The sequence below is a fragment of the Microbacterium sp. LMC-P-041 genome, assembly GCF_030209555.1.
Lineage (GTDB): Bacteria > Actinomycetota > Actinomycetes > Actinomycetales > Microbacteriaceae > Microbacterium.
The window spans coordinates 678,295-703,849 of sequence record NZ_JARVRV010000001.1; the positions used below are offsets into that span (position 1 = coordinate 678,295).

The 25,555-nt window shown below is 68.3% G+C and carries 22 protein-coding genes and 1 riboswitch; of the genes, 17 read left to right on the top strand and 5 right to left on the bottom strand.

What is annotated here, in order from left to right; genetic code table 11:
- Positions 1 to 19 precede the first annotated feature (19 nt).
- Positions 20 to 901 carry an SDR family oxidoreductase gene (locus QRN21_RS03275; protein WP_053095491.1) on the top strand — a complete coding sequence of 294 codons (882 nt, stop codon included), beginning with the start codon at positions 20 to 22 and terminating at the stop codon, positions 899 to 901.
- Between the two features lie 25 nt (positions 902 to 926).
- Here QRN21_RS03275 and mfd read toward each other — a convergent pair whose 3' ends face one another.
- The gene (gene mfd, locus QRN21_RS03280; protein ID WP_285363103.1) at positions 927 to 4,505 is read right to left on the bottom strand and encodes a transcription-repair coupling factor; all 3,579 of its coding nucleotides are present in this window, start codon (positions 4,503 to 4,505) and stop codon (positions 927 to 929) included.
- 80 nt (positions 4,506 to 4,585) lie between these two features.
- On the opposite strand from mfd, the gene QRN21_RS03285 reads away from it, so the two are divergent.
- From QRN21_RS03285 to QRN21_RS03315, 7 genes are all read left to right on the top strand, one after another.
- Positions 4,586 to 5,149 (top strand): GNAT family N-acetyltransferase, encoded by a 564-nt coding sequence (locus QRN21_RS03285; protein ID WP_056277897.1) that lies wholly within the window; start codon positions 4,586 to 4,588, stop codon positions 5,147 to 5,149.
- A 33-nt stretch (positions 5,150 to 5,182) separates the two neighbouring features.
- Entirely contained in the window at positions 5,183 to 6,046 is an 864-nt protein-coding gene (locus tag QRN21_RS03290) for an Fpg/Nei family DNA glycosylase (protein WP_285363104.1), read from the top strand.
- A 54-nt stretch (positions 6,047 to 6,100) separates the two neighbouring features.
- Positions 6,101 to 6,246, top strand: a riboswitch (FMN riboswitch).
- A gap of 71 nt (positions 6,247 to 6,317) precedes the next feature.
- Positions 6,318 to 7,352, top strand: coding sequence for a bifunctional diaminohydroxyphosphoribosylaminopyrimidine deaminase/5-amino-6-(5-phosphoribosylamino)uracil reductase RibD (gene ribD / locus QRN21_RS03295; protein ID WP_285363105.1), 1,035 nt, complete (start codon positions 6,318 to 6,320; stop codon positions 7,350 to 7,352).
- A complete protein-coding gene (locus QRN21_RS03300) occupies positions 7,352 to 7,981 on the top strand; it encodes a riboflavin synthase (RefSeq protein WP_056277889.1) in 630 nt (209 codons plus the stop codon). Before ribD ends, QRN21_RS03300 begins: the two co-directional genes overlap by 1 nt.
- Positions 7,978 to 9,246 carry a GTP cyclohydrolase II gene (gene ribA, locus QRN21_RS03305; protein ID WP_285363106.1) on the top strand — a complete coding sequence of 423 codons (1,269 nt, stop codon included), beginning with the start codon at positions 7,978 to 7,980 and terminating at the stop codon, positions 9,244 to 9,246. Before QRN21_RS03300 ends, ribA begins: the two co-directional genes overlap by 4 nt.
- On the top strand, positions 9,243 to 9,716 hold the full coding sequence (ribH, locus tag QRN21_RS03310; protein ID WP_056277883.1) for a 6,7-dimethyl-8-ribityllumazine synthase: 474 nt from the start codon (positions 9,243 to 9,245) through the stop codon (positions 9,714 to 9,716). Before ribA ends, ribH begins: the two co-directional genes overlap by 4 nt.
- A 53-nt stretch (positions 9,717 to 9,769) precedes the next feature.
- Positions 9,770 to 10,129: a hypothetical protein gene (locus tag QRN21_RS03315; RefSeq protein ID WP_056277880.1), complete on the top strand. Its 360-nt coding sequence runs from the start codon at positions 9,770 to 9,772 to the stop codon at positions 10,127 to 10,129.
- A gap of 16 nt (positions 10,130 to 10,145) precedes the next feature.
- Here the strand turns inward: QRN21_RS03315 and QRN21_RS03320 are convergent, their stop codons facing one another.
- Genes QRN21_RS03320 through QRN21_RS03330 form a run of 3 tightly spaced genes read right to left on the bottom strand, consistent with a single transcriptional unit; the run spans position 10,146 to position 11,935 of the window.
- Positions 10,146 to 11,231 (bottom strand): ATP-binding protein, encoded by a 1,086-nt coding sequence (locus tag QRN21_RS03320; protein ID WP_285363107.1) that lies wholly within the window; start codon positions 11,229 to 11,231, stop codon positions 10,146 to 10,148.
- A 24-nt stretch (positions 11,232 to 11,255) separates the two neighbouring features.
- Positions 11,256 to 11,633, bottom strand: a complete 378-nt coding sequence (locus tag QRN21_RS03325) for an SHOCT domain-containing protein (RefSeq protein WP_056277875.1) — start codon at positions 11,631 to 11,633, stop codon at positions 11,256 to 11,258.
- 44 nt (positions 11,634 to 11,677) lie between these two features.
- Complete coding sequence (locus QRN21_RS03330) at positions 11,678 to 11,935, bottom strand: DUF8691 family protein (RefSeq protein ID WP_056277873.1); 258 nt, start codon at positions 11,933 to 11,935, stop codon at positions 11,678 to 11,680.
- 207 nt (positions 11,936 to 12,142) lie between these two features.
- Here QRN21_RS03330 and QRN21_RS03335 point away from each other — a divergent pair, with 207 nt between their 5' ends.
- The 6 genes from QRN21_RS03335 to QRN21_RS03360 all read left to right on the top strand — a co-directional run bounded on the left by QRN21_RS03335 (position 12,143) and on the right by QRN21_RS03360 (position 21,136).
- Positions 12,143 to 14,665 (top strand): winged helix-turn-helix domain-containing protein, encoded by a 2,523-nt coding sequence (locus tag QRN21_RS03335; RefSeq protein ID WP_285363108.1) that lies wholly within the window; start codon positions 12,143 to 12,145, stop codon positions 14,663 to 14,665.
- Positions 14,666 to 14,728: 63 nt separating this feature from the next.
- The gene (locus tag QRN21_RS03340; protein WP_230100680.1) at positions 14,729 to 15,853 is read left to right on the top strand and encodes an AI-2E family transporter; all 1,125 of its coding nucleotides are present in this window, start codon (positions 14,729 to 14,731) and stop codon (positions 15,851 to 15,853) included.
- A gap of 14 nt (positions 15,854 to 15,867) precedes the next feature.
- On the top strand, positions 15,868 to 17,328 hold the full coding sequence (locus QRN21_RS03345; protein WP_285363109.1) for a hypothetical protein: 1,461 nt from the start codon (positions 15,868 to 15,870) through the stop codon (positions 17,326 to 17,328).
- Complete coding sequence (locus tag QRN21_RS03350; RefSeq protein ID WP_215174185.1) at positions 17,325 to 18,749, top strand: DUF2252 domain-containing protein; 1,425 nt, start codon at positions 17,325 to 17,327, stop codon at positions 18,747 to 18,749. The genes QRN21_RS03345 and QRN21_RS03350 overlap by 4 nt, the downstream gene beginning before the upstream one ends.
- 9 nt (positions 18,750 to 18,758) lie before the next feature.
- The gene (locus tag QRN21_RS03355; protein ID WP_285363110.1) at positions 18,759 to 19,517 is read left to right on the top strand and encodes an ion channel; all 759 of its coding nucleotides are present in this window, start codon (positions 18,759 to 18,761) and stop codon (positions 19,515 to 19,517) included.
- Positions 19,514 to 21,136: an MFS transporter gene (locus QRN21_RS03360; protein WP_285363111.1), complete on the top strand. Its 1,623-nt coding sequence runs from the start codon at positions 19,514 to 19,516 to the stop codon at positions 21,134 to 21,136. The genes QRN21_RS03355 and QRN21_RS03360 overlap by 4 nt, the downstream gene beginning before the upstream one ends.
- 25 nt (positions 21,137 to 21,161) lie before the next feature.
- Here QRN21_RS03360 and QRN21_RS03365 read toward each other — a convergent pair whose 3' ends face one another.
- Complete coding sequence (locus QRN21_RS03365) at positions 21,162 to 22,145, bottom strand: LacI family DNA-binding transcriptional regulator (protein ID WP_285363182.1); 984 nt, start codon at positions 22,143 to 22,145, stop codon at positions 21,162 to 21,164.
- A 160-nt stretch (positions 22,146 to 22,305) separates the two neighbouring features.
- Between QRN21_RS03365 and QRN21_RS03370 the strand changes: the two genes are divergently transcribed.
- The 3 genes from QRN21_RS03370 to QRN21_RS03380 all read left to right on the top strand — a co-directional run bounded on the left by QRN21_RS03370 (position 22,306) and on the right by QRN21_RS03380 (position 25,542).
- The gene (locus tag QRN21_RS03370; RefSeq protein WP_056277859.1) at positions 22,306 to 23,223 is read left to right on the top strand and encodes a carbohydrate ABC transporter permease; all 918 of its coding nucleotides are present in this window, start codon (positions 22,306 to 22,308) and stop codon (positions 23,221 to 23,223) included.
- A 46-nt stretch (positions 23,224 to 23,269) separates the two neighbouring features.
- Positions 23,270 to 24,115, top strand: a complete 846-nt coding sequence (locus QRN21_RS03375) for a carbohydrate ABC transporter permease (RefSeq protein ID WP_056277856.1) — start codon at positions 23,270 to 23,272, stop codon at positions 24,113 to 24,115.
- 68 nt (positions 24,116 to 24,183) lie between these two features.
- Entirely contained in the window at positions 24,184 to 25,542 is a 1,359-nt protein-coding gene (locus QRN21_RS03380) for an ABC transporter substrate-binding protein (protein WP_053095479.1), read from the top strand.
- Positions 25,543 to 25,555: the final 13 nt, after the last annotated feature.

Consider the following 25,555-nt stretch of genomic DNA (forward strand, 5'->3'; position numbering starts at 1 on the left):
TCGATCGAAAGGCATCCTCATGCACTCCGCCGACCTTCCCCTGCTCGGACGCACCGCGCTCGTGACCGGCGTCTCGCGCAGGCGCGGCATCGGATTCGCGACCGCCACGACGCTCGCCTCCCTCGGCGCGAATGTGTTCGTCCACCACTTCCGCCCGCATGATCTCGACCACCCCTGGGGCGGCGACGATCTCGACGCCGTCCGCACCGGCATCCGGGACTCGCTCGCATCCGGAGCGGTGATGGGCGACGCCGAGGCGGATCTCCGTGACCCCGACAGCATCGAACCGCTGCTCGATGCGGCGTCCTCGCTGTCAGGACGGCTCGACATCGTCGTCTGCAATCAGGCGATGAGCGGAGGCGACGGGACGATCTTCGACATGACCGCCGACCGGCTGGACGCGCACTGGCAGGCGAACGCGCGCGCATCGCTGCTGCTCACCGCGGGCCTGGCGCGTCGAGTCCGGGTCGAGCTCGGCGGCGCGGACACCCCCGTCGCCCGCCCGGGCGACAGCATCCCCTCACTCGGCCCGTTCGAGAAGCCGACGGCGCACGTCATCTGGATGACCTCCGGTCAGGGCCACGGAGCGATGCGCGGAGAGATCTCCTATGCGACGAGCAAGGCCGCGCTCGCGGGCATCACGCGGTCGACGGCGGCGGAGCTGCTCGACGTCGGGATCGTGCTGAACACCGTCAACCCGGGCCCCGTGAACACGGGCTACCTCGATGCGGACACCACGGATCGCGATCTCTCCGGCGTCGACGAATGGATCGCCGGCACGCCGTTCGGCCGAGTCGGTCGACCGGACGACCCGGCGCGGCTGATCGGCTGGCTGTGCACCGACGCCGGCTCCTGGGTGGTGGGTCAGGTGCTGACCACGGACGGCGGGTTCTCGCTGTGACGCACGCGAGGTCGCTGCGCCGCGCCTAGGCGTCGACGGTCTTCTCGGCCGAGACGGGCTCGGGGAAGATCGCGGTGAACAGCTGCCCGACCCACTCGAGCAGCTCGGCCGCCTGCAGCGGTTCGAGGCCGACTCCCACGGCGGCCGGCACGGTGGGCATGGGCACGACGAGGGCCTCACCCCCGGCGACCAGCTTCGCCTTGGGATACAGCCGCTGCAGACGCACCTTGATCGAGTCCTCGAGCCGCGCCGGCGCGATGCGCAGGTTCGATCCCATGACCACCACGTCGGAGAGTCCTGCTCTGGCCGCGCGCCGACGCAGACGTGCGACGGCGATCAGACCCTCGACCTCGTCGGGCGGGGTGCCGTAGCGGTCGGTGAGCTCGTCGATGACGAGGTCGATCGCGTCGTCCTTCGCCGTGGCCGCCGAGGCGGCGGAGAGCTTCTGGTAAGCCTCGAGACGGAGTCGCTCGCTGTCGATGTAGTGCTCGGGAATGCGCGCGTCCAAAGGCAGCTCGAGTCGCAGCTCCTGTCCCGACTCGACATCCTCGCCGCGGAACGTCGCTACGGCCTCGCCGATCATCCGAAGATAGAGATCGAATCCGACGCCGGCGATATGCCCGGCCTGCTCGCCGCCGAGCAGGTTGCCCGCGCCGCGCAGTTCGAGGTCCTTGAGCGCGACCTGCATGCCGGAGCCGAGGTCGTTGTTCACGGCGATCGTCTGGAGTCGGTCAGCCGCCGTCTCGCTCAGCGGCTTCATCTCGTCGTAGAGGAAGTAGGCGTACGCACGCTCGCGACCTCGCCCGACACGTCCGCGCAGCTGATGCAGCTGGCTGAGTCCGTACTTGTCGGCACGGTCGATGATGATCGTGTTCGCGTTCGAGATGTCGAGGCCGGTCTCGATGATCGTCGTCGAGACGAGCACATCGAACTTGCGCTCCCAGAAGTCGTCGACGACCTGCTCGAGCGCGTGCTCGCCCATCTGACCGTGTGCGACCGCGATGCGCGCCTCGGGTACGAGCTCGGCGAGCTGTGCAGCGACCCGCTGGATCGACTGCACACGGTTGTGCACGAAGAACACCTGTCCCTCGCGCAGGATCTCGCGCCGGATCGCCGCCGCGATCTGCTTGTCGCTGCGGGGGCCGACGAACGAGAGGATCGGATGCCGGTCCTCCGGCGGGGTGGCGAGCGTCGACATCTCGCGGATGCCGGTGACCGCCATCTCGAGCGTGCGCGGGATCGGCGTCGCACTCATCGCGAGGATGTCGACGTTGGTCTTCATCTTCTTGAGGGTGTCCTTGTGCTCGACGCCGAAGCGTTGCTCCTCGTCGATGATCATCAGACCGAGGTCCTTGAACATGACCTGGTCAGTGAGGATGCGATGCGTGCCGATCACCATGTCGACCGTGCCGTCGAGCAGCCCGTCGAGCGTGAGACGAGCCTCCTTGTCGGTCTGGAAGCGGGACAGCGGCCGCACCTTGACCGGGAATCCGGCGAAGCGCTCGGTGAAGGTCTCGAGATGCTGCTTCACGAGAAGCGTGGTCGGCACCAGCATCGCGACCTGTTTGCCGTCCTGGATCGCCTTGAACGCCGCACGCACGGCGACCTCGGTCTTGCCGAACCCGACATCGCCCGAGAGCAGGCGGTCCATCGGGATCGGCCGCTCCATGTCGGCCTTGATCTCATCGATGGTCTGCAGCTGATCGAGGGTCTCCGCGAACGGGAACGCCTCTTCGAGCTCGCGCTGCCAGGGCGTGTCCGGACCGAAGGCATGCCCCTTGGCGCTCATCCGCGCCGAATACAGCTTGACGAGCTCGACGGCGATGTCGCGCACTGCCTTGCGCGCCTTGCCCTTCGCCTGCGACCAGTCGCTGCCGCCCATCTTCGAGAGCGTGGGGCCCTCGCCGCCGACGTACTTCGAGAGCAGGTCGAGCTGGTCGGTCGGCACGTAGAGCTTGTCGCCCGGGTAGCCGCGCTTCGACGGCGCGTACTCGAGCACGAGGTAGTCGCGCACCGACTTGGTCGCATTGCGGCCGCCCGTGGAGACCTCGCGTTGCGTCATCTCGACGAAGCGGCCGATGCCGTGGGTGTTGTGCACGACGAAGTCGCCCTGTTTGAGCTGCAACGGGTCGACGACGTTCTTGCGACGCGAGGCGAGCTTCTTGACGACCCGCTGGTCGCCGCCGATGGTGCGGCCGTAGAACTCGTTGTCGGTGAGGACGGCGAGCTTCGCCTCGCCGATCTGGAAGCCGGCCTCGACGGATCCTGTGACGAGCGTCGCGACGCCGGTGTCGGGCGCCTCGATGAGCTCGGAGACGATGCGCGCGGCGATGCCGCGGTCGGAGAGCACGTCGCGGGCGCGGTCGACGAGTCCGGCACCGGCGGCGATGACCACCACGCGCCACCCCTCGGCCACCTTGGCGTCGACGAACGAGATCGCGCCGTCGACGTTGCCGTGGAACGACGGGATGACCTGGGCGTCGATGGTCTCGGCATCCTCGCCGCCCATCGCGAACGGGCTCAGCCGCCACCACACGCCGCCACGGTCGCGGACGACCTCGCGCAGTCGGGCGATGGTGAGGAAGTCGCCGGCGCCGAGGTCGATGGGAGCCGATGCGCCGGACGTCGCCGCGCTCCAGGCCGCATCGAGGAACTCGCGGTTCGTCTCGCCCAGCGTGATGGCCCGCGCGCTGGAGCGCTCGGGATCGACGACCGCGGTCGCGCTGCCCTCGGGCAGATACTCGGCCAGGGACTTGAGCGGACCGGACACCGCCGGGAGCAGCGACTCCATTCCCTCGACCGGAATGCCCTCTGCCATCTTCTCGAGCATGCCGGCGATCGCCGGGAAGCCGCCGATCAGCGCCCGCGCACGATCGCGCACATCGGGGGTCAGCAGCAGCTCGCGGCTCGGAGGCAGATCGACGCCGTCGACGTCGCCCGGAAGCGAGCGCTGGTCGGCGACGGAGAACGCGCGGATCTGGTCGACCTCATCGCCGAAGAACTCGACGCGGAAGGGGTGTTCCGAGATCGCGGGGAACACATCGAGGATGCCGCCGCGCACGGCGAACTCGCCGCGACGCGACACCATGTCGACGCGCGAGTAGGCGCGCTCGACCAGCTGCTCGACGACGCGGTCGAGCTCATGACCGCGCGTGCCGGCGCGCAGCTCGAGCGGAGCGATCTCGCCGAGGTTGCCGGCGATGGGCTGGAGCGCTGCTCGCACCGAGGCGACGACGACGAGGGGGTGGTCACCCGACCACTCGGCGACGCGACGGAGGGTCTGCAGTCGCTGACCGACGGTGTCGGGGCTGGGACTCAGTCGCTCATGCGGCAGTGTCTCCCACGCGGGGAAGGTCACGACCTCGGCGTCGGGGATGTAGGCGCTGAGCGCCGCGGCGAGGCTCTCGGCGCGCCTCCCCGTGGGGACGACGGTCAGCAGCGCTGCGGGATGACCCGCGGCGCGCCGCTTCTCGAGCAGGCCGGCGAGCGCCGGCGCGTCGAGGCCGTCGACGAGGCCGAGATCGGCATCGGTCTGCGCCCAGCCGAGGGCGTCACGAAAAAGAGACGCCTCTTCCAAGGCGCGCAGAATCCCCGGAACAGTCACCGGACAAGCCTAGTCGCGGCCGCCGACACCGGGACCGGGAGCCGCGCGCACACGCGTTCTCCGACCCGTAGGATTCCGGGATGGAACCGGTCACCCTCACCACGGACCGCCTCACGCTGCATGTGCCGGACGAGTCGGACATCGACGCGATCGTCGCAGCCTGCCAGGATCCGGAGATCCCGCGGTGGACGACCGTGCCGAGCCCCTACACGCGAGAGCACGCCGCGGACTATGTGCGCCTGATCGGCGAGTGGTGGGCCGACGGGAGCCAGACGATCTGGTGCGCGTATCGCGACGAGGAGCTCGTCGCCTCGATCGGGTTGCACCACATCACGCCGCACCACACCGGCGGGCACGCGGAGCTCGGATACTGGGTCACCTCTGCCGCGCGCGGCAACGGCTACCTCGTCGAGGCCGCGCGCGCCGTCGTCGACTGGGGCTTCGACGAGCTCGGTCTCGCACGGCTGGGCTGGCGGGCGGTCGCGGGCAACATCCCGTCGGCACGATCGGCGAGGGCGCTCGGGTTCCGCTACGAGGGATTCGCACGCCAGGCGCTCACGAGCGAGCGCGGCCGCGACGACGGGTGGTTCGGCGGACTCCTCGCGTCCGACGACCGCACACCGGTCGACTGGCCGGTGCTCTAGTCGCGTGTCCGACCCCGATGGCAGGATGAACGCATGCCGGAGATGCCGGAAGTACAGGGCCTGACCACATTCCTCACCCAGCGCGCGGTGGGGCAGACGATCGTGCGAACCAGCGTGGGCGCGATCGCCGCGCTCAAGACATACGACCCGCCGAACTCCGCACTGCACGGTCAGCAGATCACTGCGGCCTCTCGACGGGGAAAGTTCGTCGTGCTCTCGTGCGGCGACGACCTGCATCTCGTCTTCCACCTGGCCAAGGCGGGCTGGCTGCGCTGGTACGAGACGCTGCCCACGACGCCGATCAAACCCGGCAAGTCGCCCATCGCCGTCCGTGTCGGCCTCGACGACGAGAGCGGATTCGACCTCACCGAGGCCGGCACCAAGAAGTCGCTCGCCGTGTATGTCGTGCGCGACCCGCAGGACGTCCCGGGGATCGCCCGGCTCGGGCCCGACCCTCTCGACGAGTCGTTCACCCGGGAGGTCTTCGGCGGTCTGCTCCAGGGGCGGCGCACGCAGATCAAGGGCCTGCTCCGCGATCAGGGCGTGATCGCCGGAATCGGGAATGCCTACTCCGACGAGATCCTGCACGCCGCGCGGATGTCGCCGTACGCGATCGCCGACAAGCTCGACGACGACGAGGTCGATCGCCTGTATGCCGCCATGCAGACGACTCTCGCGGATGCGGTCGCCGAGGCCTCGGGCAAGCCGCCGGCCGACCTCAAAGACGCCAAGCGCCGTGGGATGCAGGTGCATGCTCGTCGTGGCGAGGCCTGCCCCGTGTGCGGCGACACGGTGCGCAGCGTCTTCTTCGCAGATCGCTCGATGGAGTACTGCCCGACGTGCCAGACCGGTGGCAAACCGCTCGCCGATCGCCGGTTGTCACGGCTGCTCAAGTAGCACTTCGACGCGGAATGAAATGCATCCGGATGTGTTGAGTACACTCAGAGCATCAACGTGCTCCGGGGTCGGTGAGAATCCGAACCGGCGGTGACAGTCCGCGAGCGTCTCGGTTCTCCGAGATGCCGATCCGGTGGAATTCCGGGACCGACGGTGGTGCGAGGCCCAGCCTCGCTAGTCCGGAAGGGAGGCAGCACGGTGCGCCGCCGCGCGCGCGTTCTGCCGACGTCTCCCTCGAGGAGATCCCCCGGAGCCTCAGAGAGGACCACGGATGGCAGTGAACGAGGCGGAACGCCGGGCGATGACCCGTGCGCTCGAGCTCGCGACGCTCGGCCCTCGCGGAGTGAACCCGCAGGTCGGCGCCGTCATCCTCTCCCCCGACGGCGAGATCATCGCCGAAGGCTGGCACCACGGCGCCGGAACGCCCCACGCCGAGGTCGATGCCCTCTCGCGACTCTCCGCCGGCGCCGCCGAGGGGGCGACCGCTGTCGTCACCCTCGAACCGTGCAACCACACCGGTCGCACCGGCCCCTGCGCCGTCGCGCTGATCGAGGCCGGCGTCTCGCGTGTCGTCTACGCCCTCGACGATCCGGGAGCCGTCTCGGGCGGCGGTGCCGACCGCCTCCGCTCGGCGGGCGTCAGCGTCGATGCGGGCGAACAGAGCGATGTCGCACACCGCATCATCGACGGCTGGCTCACCGCTCAGCGCCTCGGCCGCCCCCACGTCACCGTGAAGTGGGCGCAGTCCCTCGACGGCCGCGCGGCGGCATCCGACGGCAGCAGCCAGTGGATCACCGGACCTGAAGCCCGCGCAGACGTCCATCGACGTCGCGCTGCGGCCGATGCGATCGTCGTCGGCACAGGCACTCTGCTCTCCGACGATCCCTCGCTGACGGCTCGCGACGGCGAGGCGCTCCATGAACACCAGCCCGTCCCGGTCGTGATCGGCTCGCGCATCACCCCCGACGATGCGGCGATCCGCCGGCATCCGCAGACTCCGCTCTTCTACGACACCCATGATCTGCATGCCGTGCTCGCCGACCTGCACGCTCGCGGCATCCAGAGCGTGTTCATCGAGGGGGGCCCGACGCTCGCGAGCGCCTTCGTCGCCGCGGGGCTCGCCGATCGCGTGCTCGTCTACATCGCCCCGGTGCTGCTCGGCGGCGACCGTCTGGCACTGACCGACATCGGCGTCGGCTCGATCGACGCCGCCCGCCGTCTGACGATCGACGAATGGCTGCCCCTCGGAGCAGATCTTCTCGCGATCGCCTCCCCCGCGAATCATCTGGAAGAAGGAGCCCCCTGATGTTCACCGGAATCATCGAGGAGATCGGCGAGATCACTGCGATCGCACCCGCCGGAGACGGGTGGCGTCTGACCGTGCGCGCTGCGAAGGCCGCATCGGACGCGATCCACGGCGAATCGATCGCAGTGTCGGGCGTGTGCCTCACCGTCGTCGGCTCGACCGCCGACACCTTCGACGCGGATGTGATGAAGCAGACCCTCGACGTCGCAGCCCTCGGCGGAGCATCCGTCGGCACCCGGGTGAACATCGAGAAGGCGATGCCGGTCGGGGCGCGCCTCGGCGGCCACATCGTGCAGGGTCACGTCGACGGCGTCGGCAGCATCGTCGAGGTGCGACCGGGAGAGCAGTGGAGCGTGCTGCGCGTCTCACTGCCCGACGATCTCGCCCCGCTCGTCGTAGACAAGGGATCCATCTCCGTCGACGGCACCTCGCTCACCGTGAGCGCAGTCAGCGAGGCCGGTGCGACCGAGCACTGGTTCGAGGTGTCGCTGATCCCTGAGACCCTCGCCGCCACCACCCTCGGCTCTCGCACGGTCGGAGACCGCGTGAACCTCGAGACCGACATCCTCGCCCGCCATGTCGAACGCCTTCTGGCGTTCCGGGCAGCACCGGAAGGAGGCTCGCTGTGAGCCTTTCCACCATCCCCGAGGCCCTCGAGGCCCTGCGCGCCGGGCGCCCCGTGCTCGTCGCGGACGACGAGAACCGCGAGAACGAGGGCGACGTCATCCTCTCGGCCGAGCTCGCGACGCCCGAGTGGGTGGCCTGGACGGTTCGCTGGTCGTCGGGATTCATCTGCGCGCCGATGCCGACCGATCTCGCCGACAACCTCAACCTGCAGCCGATGGTCGCCGCCTCCGAAGACGCGCGCTCGACCGCGTACACCGTGAGCGTCGACGCCGCAGAGGGCGTGACCACCGGGATCAGCGCACACGACCGCGCGCACACGCTGAACGTGCTGGCGAACCCCGCGTCGACCGCGACGAGCATCATCCGCCCCGGTCACGTCCTGCCCCTGCGGGCGGTCGACGGCGGTGTGCGCGAGCGCAGCGGTCACACCGAAGCCGCGGTCGATCTGATGAAGCTCGCGGGGCTCCGCCCGGTCGGCGCGATCGCCGAGGTCGTCGCCGAGGACGGCAGCATGATGCGTCTTCCCGGCCTGCTCGAGCTCGGGCAGCGCGACGGCGTGCCCGTCATCACCATCGAGCAGCTCATCGCCCACCTCAATGAGATCGACCCCACCGGCTGGGCTCCCGAACGCGCCAGCCGCAGAGTGAGCCTCAGGGCCGACGCGACCGTGCCGACGACGCACGGCACCTTCCGCTTCCTCGCCTACAAGGACCGGGTCACCGGCACCGACCACATCGCCGTCGTCTCGGGCGAACCGGGTGAGACCGCCCTCGTGCGGGTGCACTCGGAGTGCTTGACCGGCGAGGCCTTCGGGTCGCTGAAGTGCGAGTGCGGCCCGCAGCTCGATGCGGCACTCGACGCGATCGAGCAGGACGGCGGCATCGTCATCTACATGCGCGGCCACGAGGGTCGGGGCATCGGTCTCATCAACAAGCTCCGCGCCTACAGCCTGCAGGAGGAGGGCCTCGACACGGTCGATGCCAACCTCGCACTCGGGCTTCCCGCCGATGCCCGCGACTATGCGGCCGCCGCCGGCATCCTCGCCGACCTCGGGGTGTCGAAGGTGCGCCTGCTGACGAACAACACCGACAAGGTGAACCAGCTGCGCGGCCTCGGACTCGACGTGGTCGAGCAGGTGCCGCTGATCGTCGGAGTCGGCCCGAACAACCACCAGTACCTCGAGACCAAGCGTGACCGCATGGGTCACATCATCGGAGAGGCAGAGCTCGCTGAGGCTCTCGCCGAAGGAAAGAAGGACGACGCATGAGCGGCGCAGGAGCACCCCAGACGGAGAAGATCGACGGACGCGGACTCGATGTCGTCATCGTCGCAGGCACGTGGCACGAGACCATCTCGAACGGCCTGATCGCCGGCGCCGAGCGCGTGCTGAACGAGGCCGGCGCCACGCACCGCCTCGTGCGCGTGCCCGGGTCGTTCGAACTCGCGCTCGCGGCGCAGGCCGCCTTCGCCGGCGGCGCGGACGCGGTGATCGCACTCGGCGTGATCATCCGCGGCGGCACCCCCCACTTCGAGTACGTCTCGGCGGCCACGACCGACGGGCTGACGAGGGTCGCACTCGACGCGGGCAAGCCGGTCGGCTTCGGCGTCCTCACCCTCGACGACGAGAAGCAGGGCCTCGATCGTGCCGGACTCGAGGGATCGAAGGAAGACAAGGGTGCGGAGGCTGCGGATGCCGCGCTGCGCACCGCGCTCGTCACGCGCGCGCTGCGCGGCTGAGGTCAGCCTGCCCTTGCTGGCGTGCGCACCCCGCGTGCTCATAGCGTGAGGGCATGGAGACTCTGCGTCACGTCGTTCTGTTCGTCCACCTGATCGGCTTCGCCGTGCTCTTCGGCGCCTGGGCGGTGCAGGCCTTCGGCGGCAAGCGCGAGTTCACCCGTCTGATGAGCATCGGCATGACGATCGCCGCGATCGCAGGCCTCGCACTCGCCGCACCGTGGGGTCTCCCCGAGGGCGTCGAGATGAACTACGCCAAGATCGGCACGAAGCTCGTCGTGCTCCTGGTGATCGGCGCGCTCCTCGGCATCGGCACCTCGAAGCAGCGCAAGTCCGGCTCCGTGCCCGTCGCGATGTTCTGGCTCGTCGGCATCCTGACGGCGCTCAACGCAGGCATCGCGACCATCTGGCGCTGAGCCGCGCATCACTCGGTCACGAGCGCAGCGGCACCCGCACGTCGGCTCCGGCCTCCTCGGTCAGCCGTTCGCCCATCTGTGCGAACGTCGGCTGGGCGATGAACCCTCCCGCGAACAGCGCCTGCCCCTGGGCGAATCCCTGGGCCCGGCGGATGTCGTCCTCCCCGACGAAGCCGAACACGTCGGCCAGCTCGGCGATGTCCCGCGGGGCGTTCACGCGCATCAGGCCGAGGTTGTCGCACTGCGAGAGCACGTTGGGGTGGATCTTGGTCGGGCGCTGCGTCGACAGGAGGAGCCAGAGTCCGAACTTGCGTCCCTCCGCAGCGATCTGCACGAGCCTCTCGGTGAGAGCCCTCTCGACGGCGGTGCGCGGCTCGGGCGAGCAGAGGTTGTGCGCCTCGTCGATCACGATGAGAAGGGGGCGACGGCTCTCTCGCTGCGTCCAGAGGGACTCGAGCACCGCGAGGGCCGCGACCTTCGGTTCGGCGGGATGATCGAATCCTCCGAGATCCAGGACGGTCACCCGCGGCCGCTCATCGACCACGTCGACGACAGATCCCGCGCCTCGCGACCACAGATCCCACTCGAGCACCTGCAGGTTCTCCATCCGATTCGCGAGCCTGATATGCGCGGGATCACCCGTCGCGCGGAACCCCCTGAGCATCTCGTCGGCGTCGAAGTCCGTGGTGCTCACCGACCAGTGCAGCAGCGCGTTGTACTCTTCGGCGTCGGCGATCGGATCGATCTGCAGCACGGCGGCCTTCGCGGCGGGAGACAGATCGACATACCGGGCATGAACCTTGTCACCCTCCCCGTGGCCCGACCGGAACACGCGGATGTCGGTCTGCGCGATGGCGGCCGCATGCTCGGTCGACGCGCCCGCTCTCGTCTCCGCCAGCCTGACGAAGTCGGCGTTCGGATCGAGGATGAGCATCGGCAACTCGGTGCGCAGCAGGAGCTGCTCGAGGACGACGCCGAGCGCATAGGTCTTGCCACTGCCGCTCTGCCCGCACCAGAACGTGTGCCTGTTGAAGCGACGTGCATCCAGCTGCACGGTTGCGTCCGCATCGTCCGTCATCGTGCCGATGGTCAGTTCGGTCATGCCCTGCCTCCAGCCCTTCGTCGGCTATGACGCCAGCGCCTTCGCCTTGAGCGTCTCGAACTCGGCCTGGGTGATCACGCCCGAGTCCAGGAGTCCGCGAGCCTTCGCGATGTCGTCCGCAGGCGAAGACCCTGCGGTCTCCCGGATGTAGGCGGCCTGAGCCGCCTGCAGTCCGGCGATCTGCTCCCCTCGCCGCTGCGCCATCCCCTGCCCTCGGGCGATGAGGTACACGAGTGATGTCAGGAACGGGAGGAAGACGAGGAAGATGATCCACACCGCTTTCAGCCATCCGTTCAGAGAGCTGTCTCGGAAGAGGTCACCGATGATCGTGAAGACGACCATGAGGTAGGAGATGAAGACGAAGGACCAGAAGAACCAGGCCACGAGATCCCAGATGGACATGCGCGATCCCTTTCGATCGGAGGTGGTGAGTACCAGGTCTGAAGTTAGCCAGGCGCGGATGCCCCCGCGTCACCCTGCCCGGGTGACCCGGCGTCAGATGCAGGGACCGGATTCACCGAGATGACCTCGATGTGGAGGTCGTCGAATGCCCCGAGCAGGCCCAGCAGGCGCGGCTGATCATCGATCGGTCCGAGGATGCTCGTCAGTCCACCAGGACGAGGCTGCACCGTGAAGCCATCCAGTGCCTGTGCGAGCTGGGGGCTCATTCGTCCGCGGACGAGCACTTCGAAGACCTGGGTCATGACGGCAGCCTCCCTGGGGTGCACGAGCGGCGTGAACGCGCGAGCGCGACGGTCCCATGATGGACGCGCGGATCGCGGGCGTCCTCATCCTCTGCGGATGATCTGAAGTCGCTGTGGATGACGCGGCCGCGCCCTGCCATACTGACACCGGATTCGCCGATGACAGCCATACCTCCCCCGCCGGCTCACGCCGTCGAGCGACCACGATTGCGTAGTCGACTCGACGCGGCGCTGAACGCGCCCCTCAGCGTGGTCGTCGCTCCGGCCGGTTCCGGCAAGACCGTGCTGGTGTCGCAATGGGCGGCATCGCACCCCGACGTGCGCGTCAGCTGGATCGGGCTGGAGCCGGCCGACAGCGATCCACGCCGCCTGCTCGATCACCTGCTGAGTGCGGTGCTGCCCCCCGGCCGCGGGACGAGAGACCTCGGACGGCCTCATGCAGTCAACGCGCGCGCCTTGGGGCGTCCTGTCCTCGAGTCTCTCGTCGGCGTCTTCCGCGAGCATCCCCCCGTCGTGCTCGTGCTCGACGACCTGCACCATCTCGCCGGATCGCCGCTGCTGCCCGACCTCTGGTGGCTCGCCGACAATGTTCCCGAGCACACCCACCTCATCTTCTCGTCACGTATCGACTACGGCCTCGGCTGGGGTCACCATCGACTGAGCCACTCGCTGATCGAGCTGCGACAGAGCGACCTCGCGCTCGATGAGGCCGCGAGTGCGACGCTGCTCGAGCGGATCATCGGCGCTCCAGTCAGTCCTCGCACCCTCACAGCAGTGATGGAGCGCACTGAGGGATGGGCCGCCGGTGTCGTGCTGACCGGTCTCGGTCTGCGCAATGAAGACGATCCGGAGCACTTCGCGAGTGAACTTCGCGGCACCGATCGCCTCATCTCCGAGTATCTCAGCGAACAGGCCCTGGCCCAGCAGCCGCCCGAGCGACGGTCGCTGCTGCTGCACCTGTCGGGCCTCGACCGGATGTCCGCGGAACTCGTCGAGTCGATCCTCTTCGTCGACGACGCGACCTCGCTGTTCGAGGAGCTCGAGAGAGAGTCGATGTTCCTCGTCGCCCTCGATCGAAACCGGGAGTGGTTCCGCTTTCACCCGATGTTCCGAGAGCTCCTGCGCTACCGGTTGAAGGCCGAGCACCCCGGAGCGGCGACCGAGATCTGCACGGCCGCGGCCGATTGGCACCTCGCCCGGGGTGATGCGCCTTCAGCCATCGACTACCTCCTCGAGGCCGGATCGTGGGAGCGGGCGGCGACCGTCATCTCCGGACACGGCCGCGAGGTGCTCGAACGCAACGACACGGTGTCGGTCAGTCGGTGGCTCGATGCTTTGCCGGCAGAGTTCCGTGCGACCCGACCTGACGTCGAGATCCTCCGCGGGATGCTGCTGATGATGAACGGAGACGCGGCCCGAGCCGAGGACGTGCTGCGCGAACAGGCCGATCGGCCAACGCTCACACCGGGCCGTTCGGTGGTCATTCATACGTTCCTCGCCGCGCGGGCGCAGTTCCGGTCTGACCCCCGCATCGCACTGCAGGCTGCGGAGTCGGCTGCGGCACTGCTCAGCGAGCATCCCGATCTGCACCCGCCCGAGCTGCTGGGCCTCACGCACCCGCACCTGCTGCGCACGAGTTCGCTGACCTCGGCGGGCCGAGCGCTCTTCCTCTCGGGCGATCTCACCGCGGCGCGACGACGATTCGACGAGGCGCTCGCCGCGCCAGGGGGCCAGTACAGCCTGTATCGCATCCATCTTCTCGGCTCGCTCGCGCTGCTGGAAGCGTGGGCAGGACGGCTGCGCCGTGCCGCGGCGGTCTCCGAGGAGGCACTGGATCTCGCCGCCGAGACCGGCCTGCTCGCACATCCGTCGCCGGCGGACGCCTTCCTGGCGGCGGCACTCGCATCGATCGAGCGAGCCACGCCGTCCTTCGCCGCGGTGTCCCTGCACGAGGGTGCGCTCCGCGCCGCCGCGAACCACCGCACTCAGCTCATGTGGATCGCGCACCTTGAGACGGTTCTCAGCAAGGGAGACGCCGTGGACCCGGTCGAGCGTCTGCCATCGACCCCGCCTCCGATCGTCGCGGTGGCGCTCGAGGCCGAAGAGGCTCGCGCACTCCGCCTCGCGCATGCACCGAACGGCGGGTTGCGCCATCCGACCGCAGGACGCTGGTCTCCTCTGACCTTCGAGGCGACAGCCGCCGCACTGACGCGCAACCGTCCCGACCTCGCTCGTGCCCACCTCGATGTGGTCACCCCGGAGCCGCCCGAGTCGATGCCGCGCGCCCGTGTGGAACAGCTCCTCCTCCGCTCGTGGCTCGATGCCCGCGAGCGTGGGACGGGCGCGGGTGCGGAAGCCATGCACAAGGCCCTCGATCTGGCGTCACGGCATGATCTGGTCGCCGTCTTCGTGCGCGCCGGCCCCGAGGTCATGCGCCTGATCGCCGACCTCCCCGGCACCTCGACGCCGTTCCGCGCCACCGTGCTGGAGAGGGCGAGCCTGCTCCGCCGCGCCCGCGCGACCTCGCCCGAACTGGCCGAGCAACTGACCGACCGCGAGCTCGAGATCCTCACCTACCTTCCGACTCGCATGACCAACACCGAGCTGGCAGCCCGCTGCTATGTGTCGCCCAACACGATCAAGACCCACATGGCTCACATCTACCGAAAGCTCGCGGTGCCCAACCGCAACACGGCCGTCGCGCGCGCACAGGACCTCGGCCTGATCTGACCCCGCGGTATATCGCCCTGAAAGGGTGACGCGGCCGTGCGCCCTGCGCCCGAGAGTGGCACCGTGAGCGATGCGAGCGTGCCTGAGGAGTCACCCCCTCAGCTTCGGCGCGCCACACGCGGGCCGCGACCACGCAGCATCCAGATCACCGTGACGCGCCCCCTGCTGTTCGGCTTCGCGCTGGTTCTCGGCGGGCTCGGCGCGTTCGTCCTCGGCGTCGCCGCGAGCTCGGTCGCCACGATCCTCATCTACATCGCGATTGCCCTCTTCGTCGCCCTCGGCCTCGACCCGGTGATCCGCTGGCTGGAGGCACACCGGGTGTCGCGAACGCGCGGACTGCTGATCGTCTCGGGCGGCTTCCTCGTCTTCCTCGCCGTCGTGATCGGGTTCATCCTCCCGCCCGCCCTGGTGCAGGTGGGCGAGTTCGCACGCTCCATCCCCGCGGCCATCGCCGACTTCCGCACCTCGGAGGCGTACACAGCCTTCGAAGCACAGGTCGGAGATGTCGTCGGAACCGCACTCGATCAACTCGCGGCGTTCTTCGCGGATCCCGGCAACCTGCTCGCCGTCGGAGGCGGAGTGCTCGCCGTGGGTTTCGGCGTCGGCAACGCGATCTCCGGTGTGATCATCGTCGTCGTCCTCACGCTGTACTTCCTCGCGTCGCTGTCGCCCATCAAGTCCGCGTTCTACTCGCTCGCACCCGCGCGCGATCGAGCCAGACTCCGATCGCTCACGGAGCAGATCACCGACTCGATCGGCGGATATCTCATCGGGATGGTGGTGCTCGCCGCCTGCAATGCGGTGTTCGCGACCCTCCTGCATCTGATATTGGGGCTCCCGGCTCCTGCGTTCATGGGGCTGGCCGCCTTCCTGATCACCCTGATACCGCTCATCGGTCCGGTCGCGTACTGGATCTTCGCCTCGGTCGTCGCGCTGTTCAGCGACCCCCTGCTCGCGCTGATCTTCGCGGTGCTGTATCTGATCTACATGCAGTTCGAGGCATATCTGCTGACTCCGCGCATCATGAACAGGGCGATCGCGGTGCCAGGGTCGCTCGTGATCATCGGGGCGCTCATCGGCGGGGCCCTGCTCGGTCTGCTCGGCGCACTGGTGTCGATCCCGATCACCGCCGCGATACTTCTGATCATCAAGCAGGTCCACATCCCGCGTCAGAACGCGAGAGTCTGAGGACGGAGAATCACATGGCACGATCCACGGTCCAGGAGCTGCAGCGGCGCCTCGCTGCCCTCGAAGCCGAGAACAGCGCCCTCCGTGGCGGCATCCCGGCGGCAACCCCCGCCTCGACACCCGATCCGGTCGGGTCGCGCCGCCGATCCCGCGGGTGGGGACGCACTCTCTCGGCCACCGTCCTCATCGTGCTGGGAACGCTCATCGCACCCGTCGCCCTCGTCGCTGCCTGGGGCAACGTGCAGCTCACCGACACCGATCGATTCGTCGCGAGCTACGCCGTGCTCGCGAGCGATCCTGACGTGCAGTCCGCGGTCACCGATCAGATTGTCGAGGCGATCGAGGGACAGGTCGACATACCGACCCTCACCACGGACGTGATCGACGGCATCATCGACCTCGGCACCGGCCCCGCGGCGACTCGTGCACTGGAGTTGCTGAAGGGACCCGCTGCGCAGGGACTGCAATCGCTCGTGGGAACCCTGGTCGAGCGCTTCGTCGAGTCCGAAGCGTTCGCGAACGTCTGGGCGTCGGCGCTCCGCATCAGCCACGCGCAGGTGGTGTCCGCGCTGCAGGACGATCCGGATGCGGCCATCGCACTCGGGTCCGACGGCACGATCGGGATTCAGCTGGCGCCGATCATCGACGCCGCGAAAGAAGTGCTCGTCGACCAGGGCGTCGGATTCGCGGCGTCGATTCCGACGGTCGATCGCACGATCACCGTCGCGCAGGTCGATTCCCTCGCCTCGGTCCAGCTCGCCTACGAGCTGGTGGTGGCCGCTGGACTCTGGTTGCCCTGGGTGGCGATCGTGTTCCTCGCCGCCGGCGTGGTCGTCGCGCGACGACGCTCGGTCGCGCTGGTCACCGCAGCGCTCTCCCTCGGTCTCGTGATGCTGATCGTGCTCGCGGGTCTCGCCATCGGCAGGGTGCTCTTCGACGCCGCTCTGCGCAGCAACGGCATCCCCGCGGATGCCGGGGGCGCGATCTACGAACTGGTCGGCGGCGCCATGCGCGACACCGCCGTGGCTGTGCTCGTGCTCGCGCTCGTCACCGCCGTGGTCGCGTGGTTCGCCGGCCCCTTCGACGTTCCACGACGACTTCGCGCCGTCGTCCACGGTGGCGCCGCCTCGCTGCGCGGCACCCTTGACCGGCGCGGCCTGAGCAGCGGACGCGTCGGCACGTGGATGTACTCGAGACGCGCTCTCCTGAGGGCTGCGATCATCGTGGCCGGTGCGGCGGTCGTGCTGCTCGTACGGCCGCTCACCCCCGCACTCGTGCTGTGGACTCTGGCCCTGTCGCTGCTCGTCGTCCTCGTCCTGGAGGTCGTCGAACGTCCGTCGTCCGACGATGACGATGCCGATGCCGATGCCGATGCCATCGATGCCGTGGCGGCTGAGGACGACGCGCGGGACGAGATCTCGCGTGAGAAGGCTGCCCTCGCCTCCACCGACTCCCTTGGCCGAGCCAGCTCATGACTCGGTCCCCGGAGGTCGCGAAGCCGTTCGCCGAGCGGCGCGATGAAGGACGCGCCGCTCGATCGCGAATGCCCCGGTCGCAGCTCGCAGCATGGTCACCGGCCACGGACCGGCCGGATCCCATCTATCTGCTCGAGGAGCAGGGGCGATCACGGGTGCAGGAACTCACGCCGGTGCGGTACGCGCGCATGGCCGTGTCCCCGCTCGCCTTCTATCGGGGGGCGGCCCTGCACATGGCATCGGACCTCGCCTCGTCCGAGCACACCGGCATCATCGCGCAGCTCTGCGGAGACGCGCACCTGTCGAACTTCGGACTGTTCAGCTCCCCTGAGCGGCACCTGATCTTCGATATCAACGACTTCGATGAGACGCTTCCAGGGCCGTTCGAGTGGGATGTGAAACGACTCGCGGCGAGCTTCGCGGTGGCCAGCAGGCAGCGTGGATTCAGCGCTGACGAGGAGCGCGCCTGCGTCGTGGCCGCGGCACACGGCTATCGCACCGCGATGAGGGCGGCGGCCAAGTCGAGGGTGCTCGACGCCTGGTACGACCGACTCGACGCAGAGAGTGCGAGGCTGTCGACCCGTCAGGCACAGCTCGACCGGCAGGTGGGAGACGAGGAGGTGCGCCGGCTGGACGCGACGATCGACAAGGCGCGAAAACGCGATCATCGGAAGGCTTTCAAGAAGCTGGTGCGCGTCGTCGACGGCCACCTGCGCATCGTCGCGGCGCCGCCGCTGATCGTCCCCGTCGAGGATCTCATCCGCGACGCGGGGCGCGCGGCAGACGAAGCGGATGTGATGCACCAGGTGTTGGGCGCGTATCGGACGACGCTCGTCAGCGAACGGCATCCGATCGCCGAGTACAGGTACCGACACATGGCTCGAAAGGTCGTCGGTGTCGGAAGCGTGGGGACACGCGCCTGGGTGCTCCTGCTCAGCGGACGCGACGACGACGACCCTCTGCTCCTTCAGGCGAAGGAGGCTCAGGCATCTGTGCTGGAGCGCTTCCTCGGGCCGAGCGAGTTCGACGACCACGCGGAACGCGTCGTGCGGGGCCAGCGCCTCATGCAGGCATCCAGCGACATCTTCCTCGGATGGCAATCCGTCGTCGGTCTCGACGGGCAGCCCCGCGACTTCTACATCCGGCAGCTGCAGGACGGGAAGGGGGGAATCGACCCTGACACGATGAGCGTGCGGGGTGCGATCCTGTACGCGCGGATCTGCGGGGAGACACTGGCTCGAGCCCATTCCCGCTCGGGAGACCGGGTGCAGATCGCGGGGTACATGGGGCGGAGCGAGATGTTCGAGGAGGCGATCGCGGACTTCGCCGCGGCGTACGCCGATCAGAACGACAGCGACTTCCGGGCTCTGAAGACGGCTCTGGCATCGGGGCGACTGCCGAGCGAGCACGGACCGGTGTGAGGCGCCTCCATGGGATCCCGATACACGATGCGTGAACCCGCGATTCTCGGGGCACACGTCGCGAGGCCGGTGTCCGGATGGCCGTCCGGTTATTGGCTCGTGCTCGCGCTGCTCGTGCTCACCTACGGGCTGTGCGCCGCTCAGGGCACGACCGACCCGAGCCCGCCGGCGTTCGTGGTGCAACTGGTCACCGTCGCCGTCGTGCTTCGCGTGACCGAGGCCCACGCCCGGGTGCAGCGCATCGCCTGGATCGTCCTCTCGGCGGCGGGCATCGCCGCGATCGTGGTCGCAGTGTTCGACCTGCAGGGACACGCACTCGACATCGCGCTGTCGGCGGCGTCGATGGTCGCGTTCCTCATCGCACCGGTCGCGATCATCAGACACCAGGTCACGCGGCGGGGCCTGGATGCCGAGGCTCTGCTCGCCGCGATCTCGGCGTACGTCCTGGTGGGCATGTTCTTCGCTCTCGTCTACAACCTCGGCGCGCTTCTGACCATCTCGCCGACCTTCGGTGAAGAGGTCGTCGATTCCCTCTCGAGCCAGCTGTTCTTCTCGTACACGACGCTCACGACCACCGGCTACGGCAACATCGTTCCGGTGAGCCCCGCCGTGCAGGGAATCGCCGTCGCCGAGGCGGTCACCGGACAGCTGTTCCTGATCACGGCCGTGGCGCGGATCATGCGCGGCAACCGCCGTCCCGCGTCCGAGGCGGCCCCCGAGGTATCGCCCGCACCTGCACACGCACCCACGCCCGAGGAGATGTCATGAAGAAGTGGAACGTCGTCATCGTGCTCGGCGCCGCGCAGTTCGTCATGGTGCTTGACGGAACCGTCATGAACGTGTCGATATCGACGGTCGTGAGCGATCTCGACACCTCCGTGACGGCGATGCAGGCGGCGATCACGTTCTACACCCTGACCATGGCGGCGTTCATGCTCTTCGGGGCGAAGCTCGGCGATGTGTGGGGTCGACGCCGCGCCTTCGTGATCGGTTCGTGCGTCTATGCCGCAGGCTCCCTCATCACGGCGCTGAGTCCGTCCGTGGGGTTCCTGTTCCTCGGGTGGTCGATCATCGAGGGGCTGGGCGCGGTGCTGGTGATCCCCGCAATCGCCGCCCTCGTCGCCGACAACTACCGAGGTGCCGAGCGCGTCACGGCCTTCGCCGTCATCGGCGCCGTGTCGGGTGCGGCCGTCGCGGCTGGTCCGTTGATCGGCGGAGCGGTGACCACCTACTCGAGCTGGCGGTTCGTCTTCGTCGCCGAGGTGGTGATCATGCTGGGCGTCGTGCTGTGCGCTCGCATCATCGCCGATTCCACCCCGCGACAGAGCATCCGCATCGACATCGGCAGCGTGCTGCTCTCGTCTGCCGGTCTCGTCCTGATCGTCTTCGGCATGCTGCAGAGCAAGACGTGGGGGTGGGTGCTGCCCCTGTACACGCCGGAGATCGCGGGCATCCCCATCGCACCCCTCGGAGTCTCTCTGACGACCTGGTGCATCGCGCTCGGCGCCGCTCTGATCACGCTCTTCATCAGGTGGCAGCGACGGCTGATGCGCGACAGCCGATCTCCTCTGATGCAGCCGGACCTGTTCTCCATCACGACTCTGCGCAGCGGGCTCTCGGTACTCGGCGCCCAGTACGCCGTGACGGCAGGGCTGTTCTTCATGGTCCCGGTCTACCTGCAGATGACACTCGGATTCGACGCGCTCGAGACGGGCATCAAGATCTTCCCGCTCTCGGTCTCGTTGATCCTCTTCTCGATCATCGGCACCGCTCTGTCTCGGCGGTGGTCGCCTCGCCGCATCGTGAGAGCCGGGCAGTCGACCCTCGTGCTCAGCGCCGTCCTGCTGCTCGGCTCGGTGACCGAGGACCTCCGCGGCGGCCTGTTCGCGGTCGGCATGTTCCTCGCCGGCAGCGCTCTCGGTCTTCTGGCCTCGCAGCTCGGCAACGTCAACATGTCGAGCGTGAGCGAGAAGGACACGAGTGAAGCCGGCGGACTGCAGGGCGTCTTCCAGAATCTCGGCTCATCGCTCGGAACAGCGTTGATCGGGTCGCTGCTGATCGGGGCGCTGTCGACCTCGTTCGCGTCGGGAGTCGCCGTGAGCGATCTTCCGAACGACGTGCGCGAGACGGTGAGCGCCGCGACAGACCGCGGCGTCACAGTGGTGCCCGCAGCCGACGTCACCGGAATCGGGGAAGCGGCCGGCCTCAGCGACGAGGACTCGAGCGAACTCGCCGACATCTACCGCGAGTCGCAGCTCTCGTCACTCCGCGTGTCGTTCGTCGGGCTGATCGTGATCAGCCTGCTGTCGATCCTGTTCTCGCGGGGCATCCCGGCAGGGTTGTCGATCCGGCGAAAAGACGGCGCCGACGTGGCGGAGAAGGCCTGATCGGCGTGTCCCTCGCCGTGTGAACTCAGATCCGCGGCGCTGCCGTGCTCTCGCGCACGATGAGCTCGGTGCCGACGAGCGGCGTCTGACTGCGCTCTCCCCCATCGAGCTCGGCGAGGAGGGCGTCGACCGCGAGAGCGCCGACCTTCTCGGGATGCTGCTGCACCGTGGTCAGCGGCGGCCACAGTTGGGCGGCATCCGGCAGGCCGTCGAACCCGACCACGCTGACGTCGCCGGGAATGTCTCGACCGGCCTCGCGGAATGCCCGCACGACGCCGATCGCCATCTGGTCGTTCGCCGCGAACACGGCGGTGACGCCGTCGTCGTCGCGGAGTCGGAGCCCCGCCCGGTAGCCGGACTCCGCCGACCAGTCACCCTGCAGCGGCTCGGGAACGGCGTGACCCCGCGCCTCGAGCGTCGCGCGCCACGACTCGCGTCGACGCTCTGCGGAATAGGACTTCGCCGGTCCTGCGACGTGCCAGACGGTCTCATGGCCGAGGTCGAGCAGGTGCTCGGTCGCGAGGCGCGCACCCTGAGCCTGATCCGTGTCGACGAACGGGTGAGTCGTGCCGCGGTTCGAGTCGACGAGCACGACGGGCAGACCGTCGGGGATCTCGACCTCGGCCTCGTCGAGCTGATGCGCCTCGATCACGATGATGATCCCGTCGACGGCGTGCTCCTCCAGGCGGCGGAAGGCTCCCGCGACGGTGTCGCGGGCACTCGACTCGACGGGGATGAGGGTGAGGGCGTATCCCCTCTGCGAGGCGCGCACGGCGATCGCATCGAGCGTGCGCTGGTTGCCGTACGAGCTGAAGGAGAACATGATGACGCCGATCGCCCGGAATCGGCCGGATCGCAGCGCACGAGCCGCACTGTTGGGCCGGTAGCCGAGCCGCTGCATGGCGTCTTCGACGCGCTCCCTGGTGGCGGCGCCGACGTAGCCGCGCGCGTTCACGACGCGCGACACGGTCTGTCCGGAGACACCGGCCTCGCGGGCCACGTCCTCCATGGAGGGGTCTCGCCGCCGCTGCGGCGGCTCTGCCGACTGTACCGAGGTCACGAGCACTCATCCATTCATGTGTTGACGTTGACACACTAGCAGTGCATCGAATATGTTGACGTTGACACACGGCGCCGTGAGCGCCCGATCTCTAAGAAGGTTCTCGTCAATGACGACTCAAGATTCCGCAGCCCTGGCGGACCACGGCATCCGCCGGCGCGAGAAGCGCGACTGGAAGGGATGGGCCTTCGTCGGCCCGTTCATGGTCGTCTTCGCCCTGGTCTTCCTGACCCCGCTCGCCTACGCGCTCTACCTCAGCTTCTTCCAGGAGAAGCTGATCGGCGGCACGGCGTTCGTCGGGTTCGACAACTACGTCCGCGCGCTCACCGACCCGCAGTTCTGGGAGGCGTTCGGCCGCGTGGTGCTGTTCCTCGTGGTGCAGGTGCCGATCATGCTCGTCCTGGCGCTGGCCGCGGCGCTCGCCCTCGACAGCGCACGCCTGCGCGGCGCATCGTTCTTCCGCATCCTGATCTTCCTGCCGTACGCGGTGCCTGCGGTCGTCGCGGTGCTCATGTGGGGGTACATCTACGGCGACCAGTTCGGTCTGACGTCGAACTTCAACGACTTCCTCGGCAGCGACCTCATCACGCCCTTCGCCCGGGAGTGGATCCTGGTCTCGATCGGCAACATCGTGACCTGGCAGTTCGTCGGCTACAACATGCTGATCTTCTACTCGTCGCTGAAGACCATCCCCACCGACATGTACGAGGCGGCGTCGCTCGACGGCGCGGGCGCATGGCGCACGATCTTCTCGATCAAGATCCCCTCGGTGCGCGGTGCTCTCGTGATCGCCACGATCTTCTCGATCATCGGCAGCTTCCAGCTCTTCAACGAACCCAACATCCTGAGGCCCCTGGCTCCGAACGTGATCACGACGTACTTCACCCCCAACATGTACGCGTACAACCTCTCGTTCGCCGGACAGCAGTTCAACTACGCCGCGACGATCGCCATCATCATGGGCGTCATCACCGCAGTGATCGCCTACGTCGTGCAGCTGCGCGGCTCGAAGTCGGAGGTGCGCTGACATGGCACTCCCCCTCGCCCGTCCCTCGCAGAAGCGCCACGATCTGATGAATCCGCGCAAGTCGAAGATCCTGCTGATCGTCATGGTGATGTACGCCCTGTACACACTGGTGCCGCTCGTCTGGCTGCTGTTCAGCTCGACCAAGACGCAGTCCGGGCTGTTCAGCTCGTTCGGGCTCTGGTTCTCCGACGACTTCGCATTCGTCGACAATCTGGTGGCGACCTTCTCGTATCAGGACGGCATCTTCCTGCGCTGGCTCGGCAACACGCTGCTCTACGTCGTGGTCGGCGCCGGAGGCGCGACGCTGCTCGCCACCATGGCCGGCTACGGCCTGGCGAAGTACCGCTTCCCCGGCCGCCGCGCGGTGTTCGCCGTCGTGCTCGGCGCGGTCGCCGTGCCGGGCACCGCCCTCGCCGTGCCGACCTTCCTGCTCTTCAGCGAGCTCGGGCTCACGAACACCCCGTGGGCGGTGATCATCCCCTCGCTGATCAGCCCGTTCGGTCTGTACCTGATCTGGGTGTTCGCGTCGGAGTCCGTGCCGACCGAGCTGCTGGAAGCGGCCCGCATCGACGGCGCCGGAGAGTTCCGCACCTTCTTCACGATCTCGATGCGACTGCTCGCACCGGGCATCGTGACGGTGACCCTGTTCACCGTGGTCGCGACGTGGAACAACTACTTCCTGCCGCTGATCATGCTCTCCGACCCGGCCTGGTACCCGCTCACCGTCGGCCTGAACCAGTGGAGCGCTCAGGCGATCGGCGCCGGATCTCAGCCGATCTACAACCTCGTGATCATGGGCTCTCTCCTCACCATCATCCCGATCGTCATCGCCTTCCTGCTGCTGCAGAGGTTCTGGCAGTCAGGTCTCACCGCCGGAAGCGTCAAGCAGTAGCCTCCGGCACCCTCCGCACCGCCCCCTGTCGGTCCGACGCTGGACCGCACCCCCGAAAGGACACAGCAATGAAGCACCTTCCCTCACCCGCCGCACGGCGCACCCTCACGGTGCTCGCGGCCGGAACCGTGGCAGCGCTGGCGCTGGCCGGCTGCAGCACCGGCGACTCCGGCTCCGGCGGCAGCGCTGCCGGCGACGGCTCGTTCGACTCCGTCGAGGCCGCTCTCGAGAAGGGCGGCGAGATCACGTACTGGTCGTGGACCCCCTCCGCCGAGGCTCAGGTCGAGGCGTTCGAGAAGGAGTACCCGAACGTCAAGGTGAACGTGGTCAACGCGGGCACCAACAACGAGGAGTACACCAAGCTGCAGAACGCCATCAAGGCGGGCTCCGGCGCCCCCGACGTCGTGCAGATGGAGTACTACGCCTTCCCGCAGTTCGCGCTGACGGATGCCTTCGTCGACCTCTCGCAGTACGGCTTCGCCGACTTCGAGGACGACTACACCGCCTCGACCTGGAACTCCGTCACCGACGGCGACGCGATCTACGGCCTGCCGCAGGACTCCGGCCCCATGGCGCTCTTCTACAACAAGGCCGTGTTCGACGCCGCCGGCGTCGCCGTGCCCACCACGTGGGACGAGTACTACGAGGCGGCGAAGGCGATCCACGCCGCGAACCCCGACGCCTACATCACGAACGACACCGGCGACGCGGGCTTCGCGACCTCGATGATCTGGCAGGCCGGCGGCAAGCCGTTCGAGACGTCGGGCACCGACGTCACGATCGACCTGCAGGACGACGGATCGAAGAAGTGGACCGAGAACTGGAACCGCCTCGTCGAGGAGGACCTGCTCGCGCCCTACGGCAGCTGGAGCGACGAGTGGTTCCGCGCTCTCGGCGACGGCAGCCTCGCGACCCTCGTGATCGGCGCCTGGATGCCGGGCAACCTGATCACGGGCGCCCCCGACGGTGCCGGTGACTGGCGCGTCGCTCCGATGCCGACCTACGACGGCACCCCGGCGACGGCGGAGAACGGCGGCGGCGGCCAGGCCGTGACCACGCAGAGCAAGAACCCGGCACTCGCCGCCGGATTCCTGTGGTGGCTGAACAACTCGGAGGAGAGCATCTCGACGTTCCTCGAGTCCGGCGGATTCCCGTCGACGACCGCCGAGCTGTCGAGCGAGGAGTTCCTCGCCGACGCGCCCGAGTACTTCGGCGGCCAGAAGATCAACGAGGTCCTCGCCGCAGCGGCCGACGACGTGGTCGAGGGCTGGAGCTACCTGCCCTACCAGGTCTACGGCAACAGCATCTTCGGAGACACCGTGGGCCAGTCGTACCAGAACGGCACCGACCTGAACGAGGGCCTCATGACCTGGCAGGACGCGCTGGTCGAGTACGGCAACTCGCAGGGCTTCGCCGTCAACAAGTAATCGCACGTCCGGG

Coding starts and splice junctions, on each gene's coding strand:
- QRN21_RS03330 (WP_056277873.1), bottom strand. CDS start 11,935: ATGACCCAGGTCTTCGAAGTGCTCGTCCGCGGACGAATGAGCCCCCAG.
- QRN21_RS03365 (WP_285363182.1), bottom strand. CDS start 22,145: ATGGAGGACGTGGCCCGCGAGGCCGGTGTCTCCGGACAGACCGTGTCG.
- QRN21_RS03290 (WP_285363104.1), top strand. CDS start 5,183: ATGCCGGAGATGCCGGAAGTACAGGGCCTGACCACATTCCTCACCCAG.
- QRN21_RS03325 (WP_056277875.1), bottom strand. CDS start 11,633: ATGTCCATCTGGGATCTCGTGGCCTGGTTCTTCTGGTCCTTCGTCTTC.
- QRN21_RS03285 (WP_056277897.1), top strand. CDS start 4,586: ATGGAACCGGTCACCCTCACCACGGACCGCCTCACGCTGCATGTGCCG.
- ribH (WP_056277883.1), top strand. CDS start 9,243: ATGAGCGGCGCAGGAGCACCCCAGACGGAGAAGATCGACGGACGCGGA.
- QRN21_RS03350 (WP_215174185.1), top strand. CDS start 17,325: ATGACTCGGTCCCCGGAGGTCGCGAAGCCGTTCGCCGAGCGGCGCGAT.
- QRN21_RS03375 (WP_056277856.1), top strand. CDS start 23,270: ATGAATCCGCGCAAGTCGAAGATCCTGCTGATCGTCATGGTGATGTAC.
- QRN21_RS03275 (WP_053095491.1), top strand. CDS start 20: ATGCACTCCGCCGACCTTCCCCTGCTCGGACGCACCGCGCTCGTGACC.
- QRN21_RS03300 (WP_056277889.1), top strand. CDS start 7,352: ATGTTCACCGGAATCATCGAGGAGATCGGCGAGATCACTGCGATCGCA.
- QRN21_RS03355 (WP_285363110.1), top strand. CDS start 18,759: ATGGGATCCCGATACACGATGCGTGAACCCGCGATTCTCGGGGCACAC.
- QRN21_RS03320 (WP_285363107.1), bottom strand. CDS start 11,231: ATGACCGAACTGACCATCGGCACGATGACGGACGATGCGGACGCAACC.
- QRN21_RS03345 (WP_285363109.1), top strand. CDS start 15,868: ATGGCACGATCCACGGTCCAGGAGCTGCAGCGGCGCCTCGCTGCCCTC.
- QRN21_RS03315 (WP_056277880.1), top strand. CDS start 9,770: ATGGAGACTCTGCGTCACGTCGTTCTGTTCGTCCACCTGATCGGCTTC.
- QRN21_RS03370 (WP_056277859.1), top strand. CDS start 22,306: ATGACGACTCAAGATTCCGCAGCCCTGGCGGACCACGGCATCCGCCGG.
- QRN21_RS03380 (WP_053095479.1), top strand. CDS start 24,184: ATGAAGCACCTTCCCTCACCCGCCGCACGGCGCACCCTCACGGTGCTC.
- QRN21_RS03360 (WP_285363111.1), top strand. CDS start 19,514: ATGAAGAAGTGGAACGTCGTCATCGTGCTCGGCGCCGCGCAGTTCGTC.
- ribD (WP_285363105.1), top strand. CDS start 6,318: ATGGCAGTGAACGAGGCGGAACGCCGGGCGATGACCCGTGCGCTCGAG.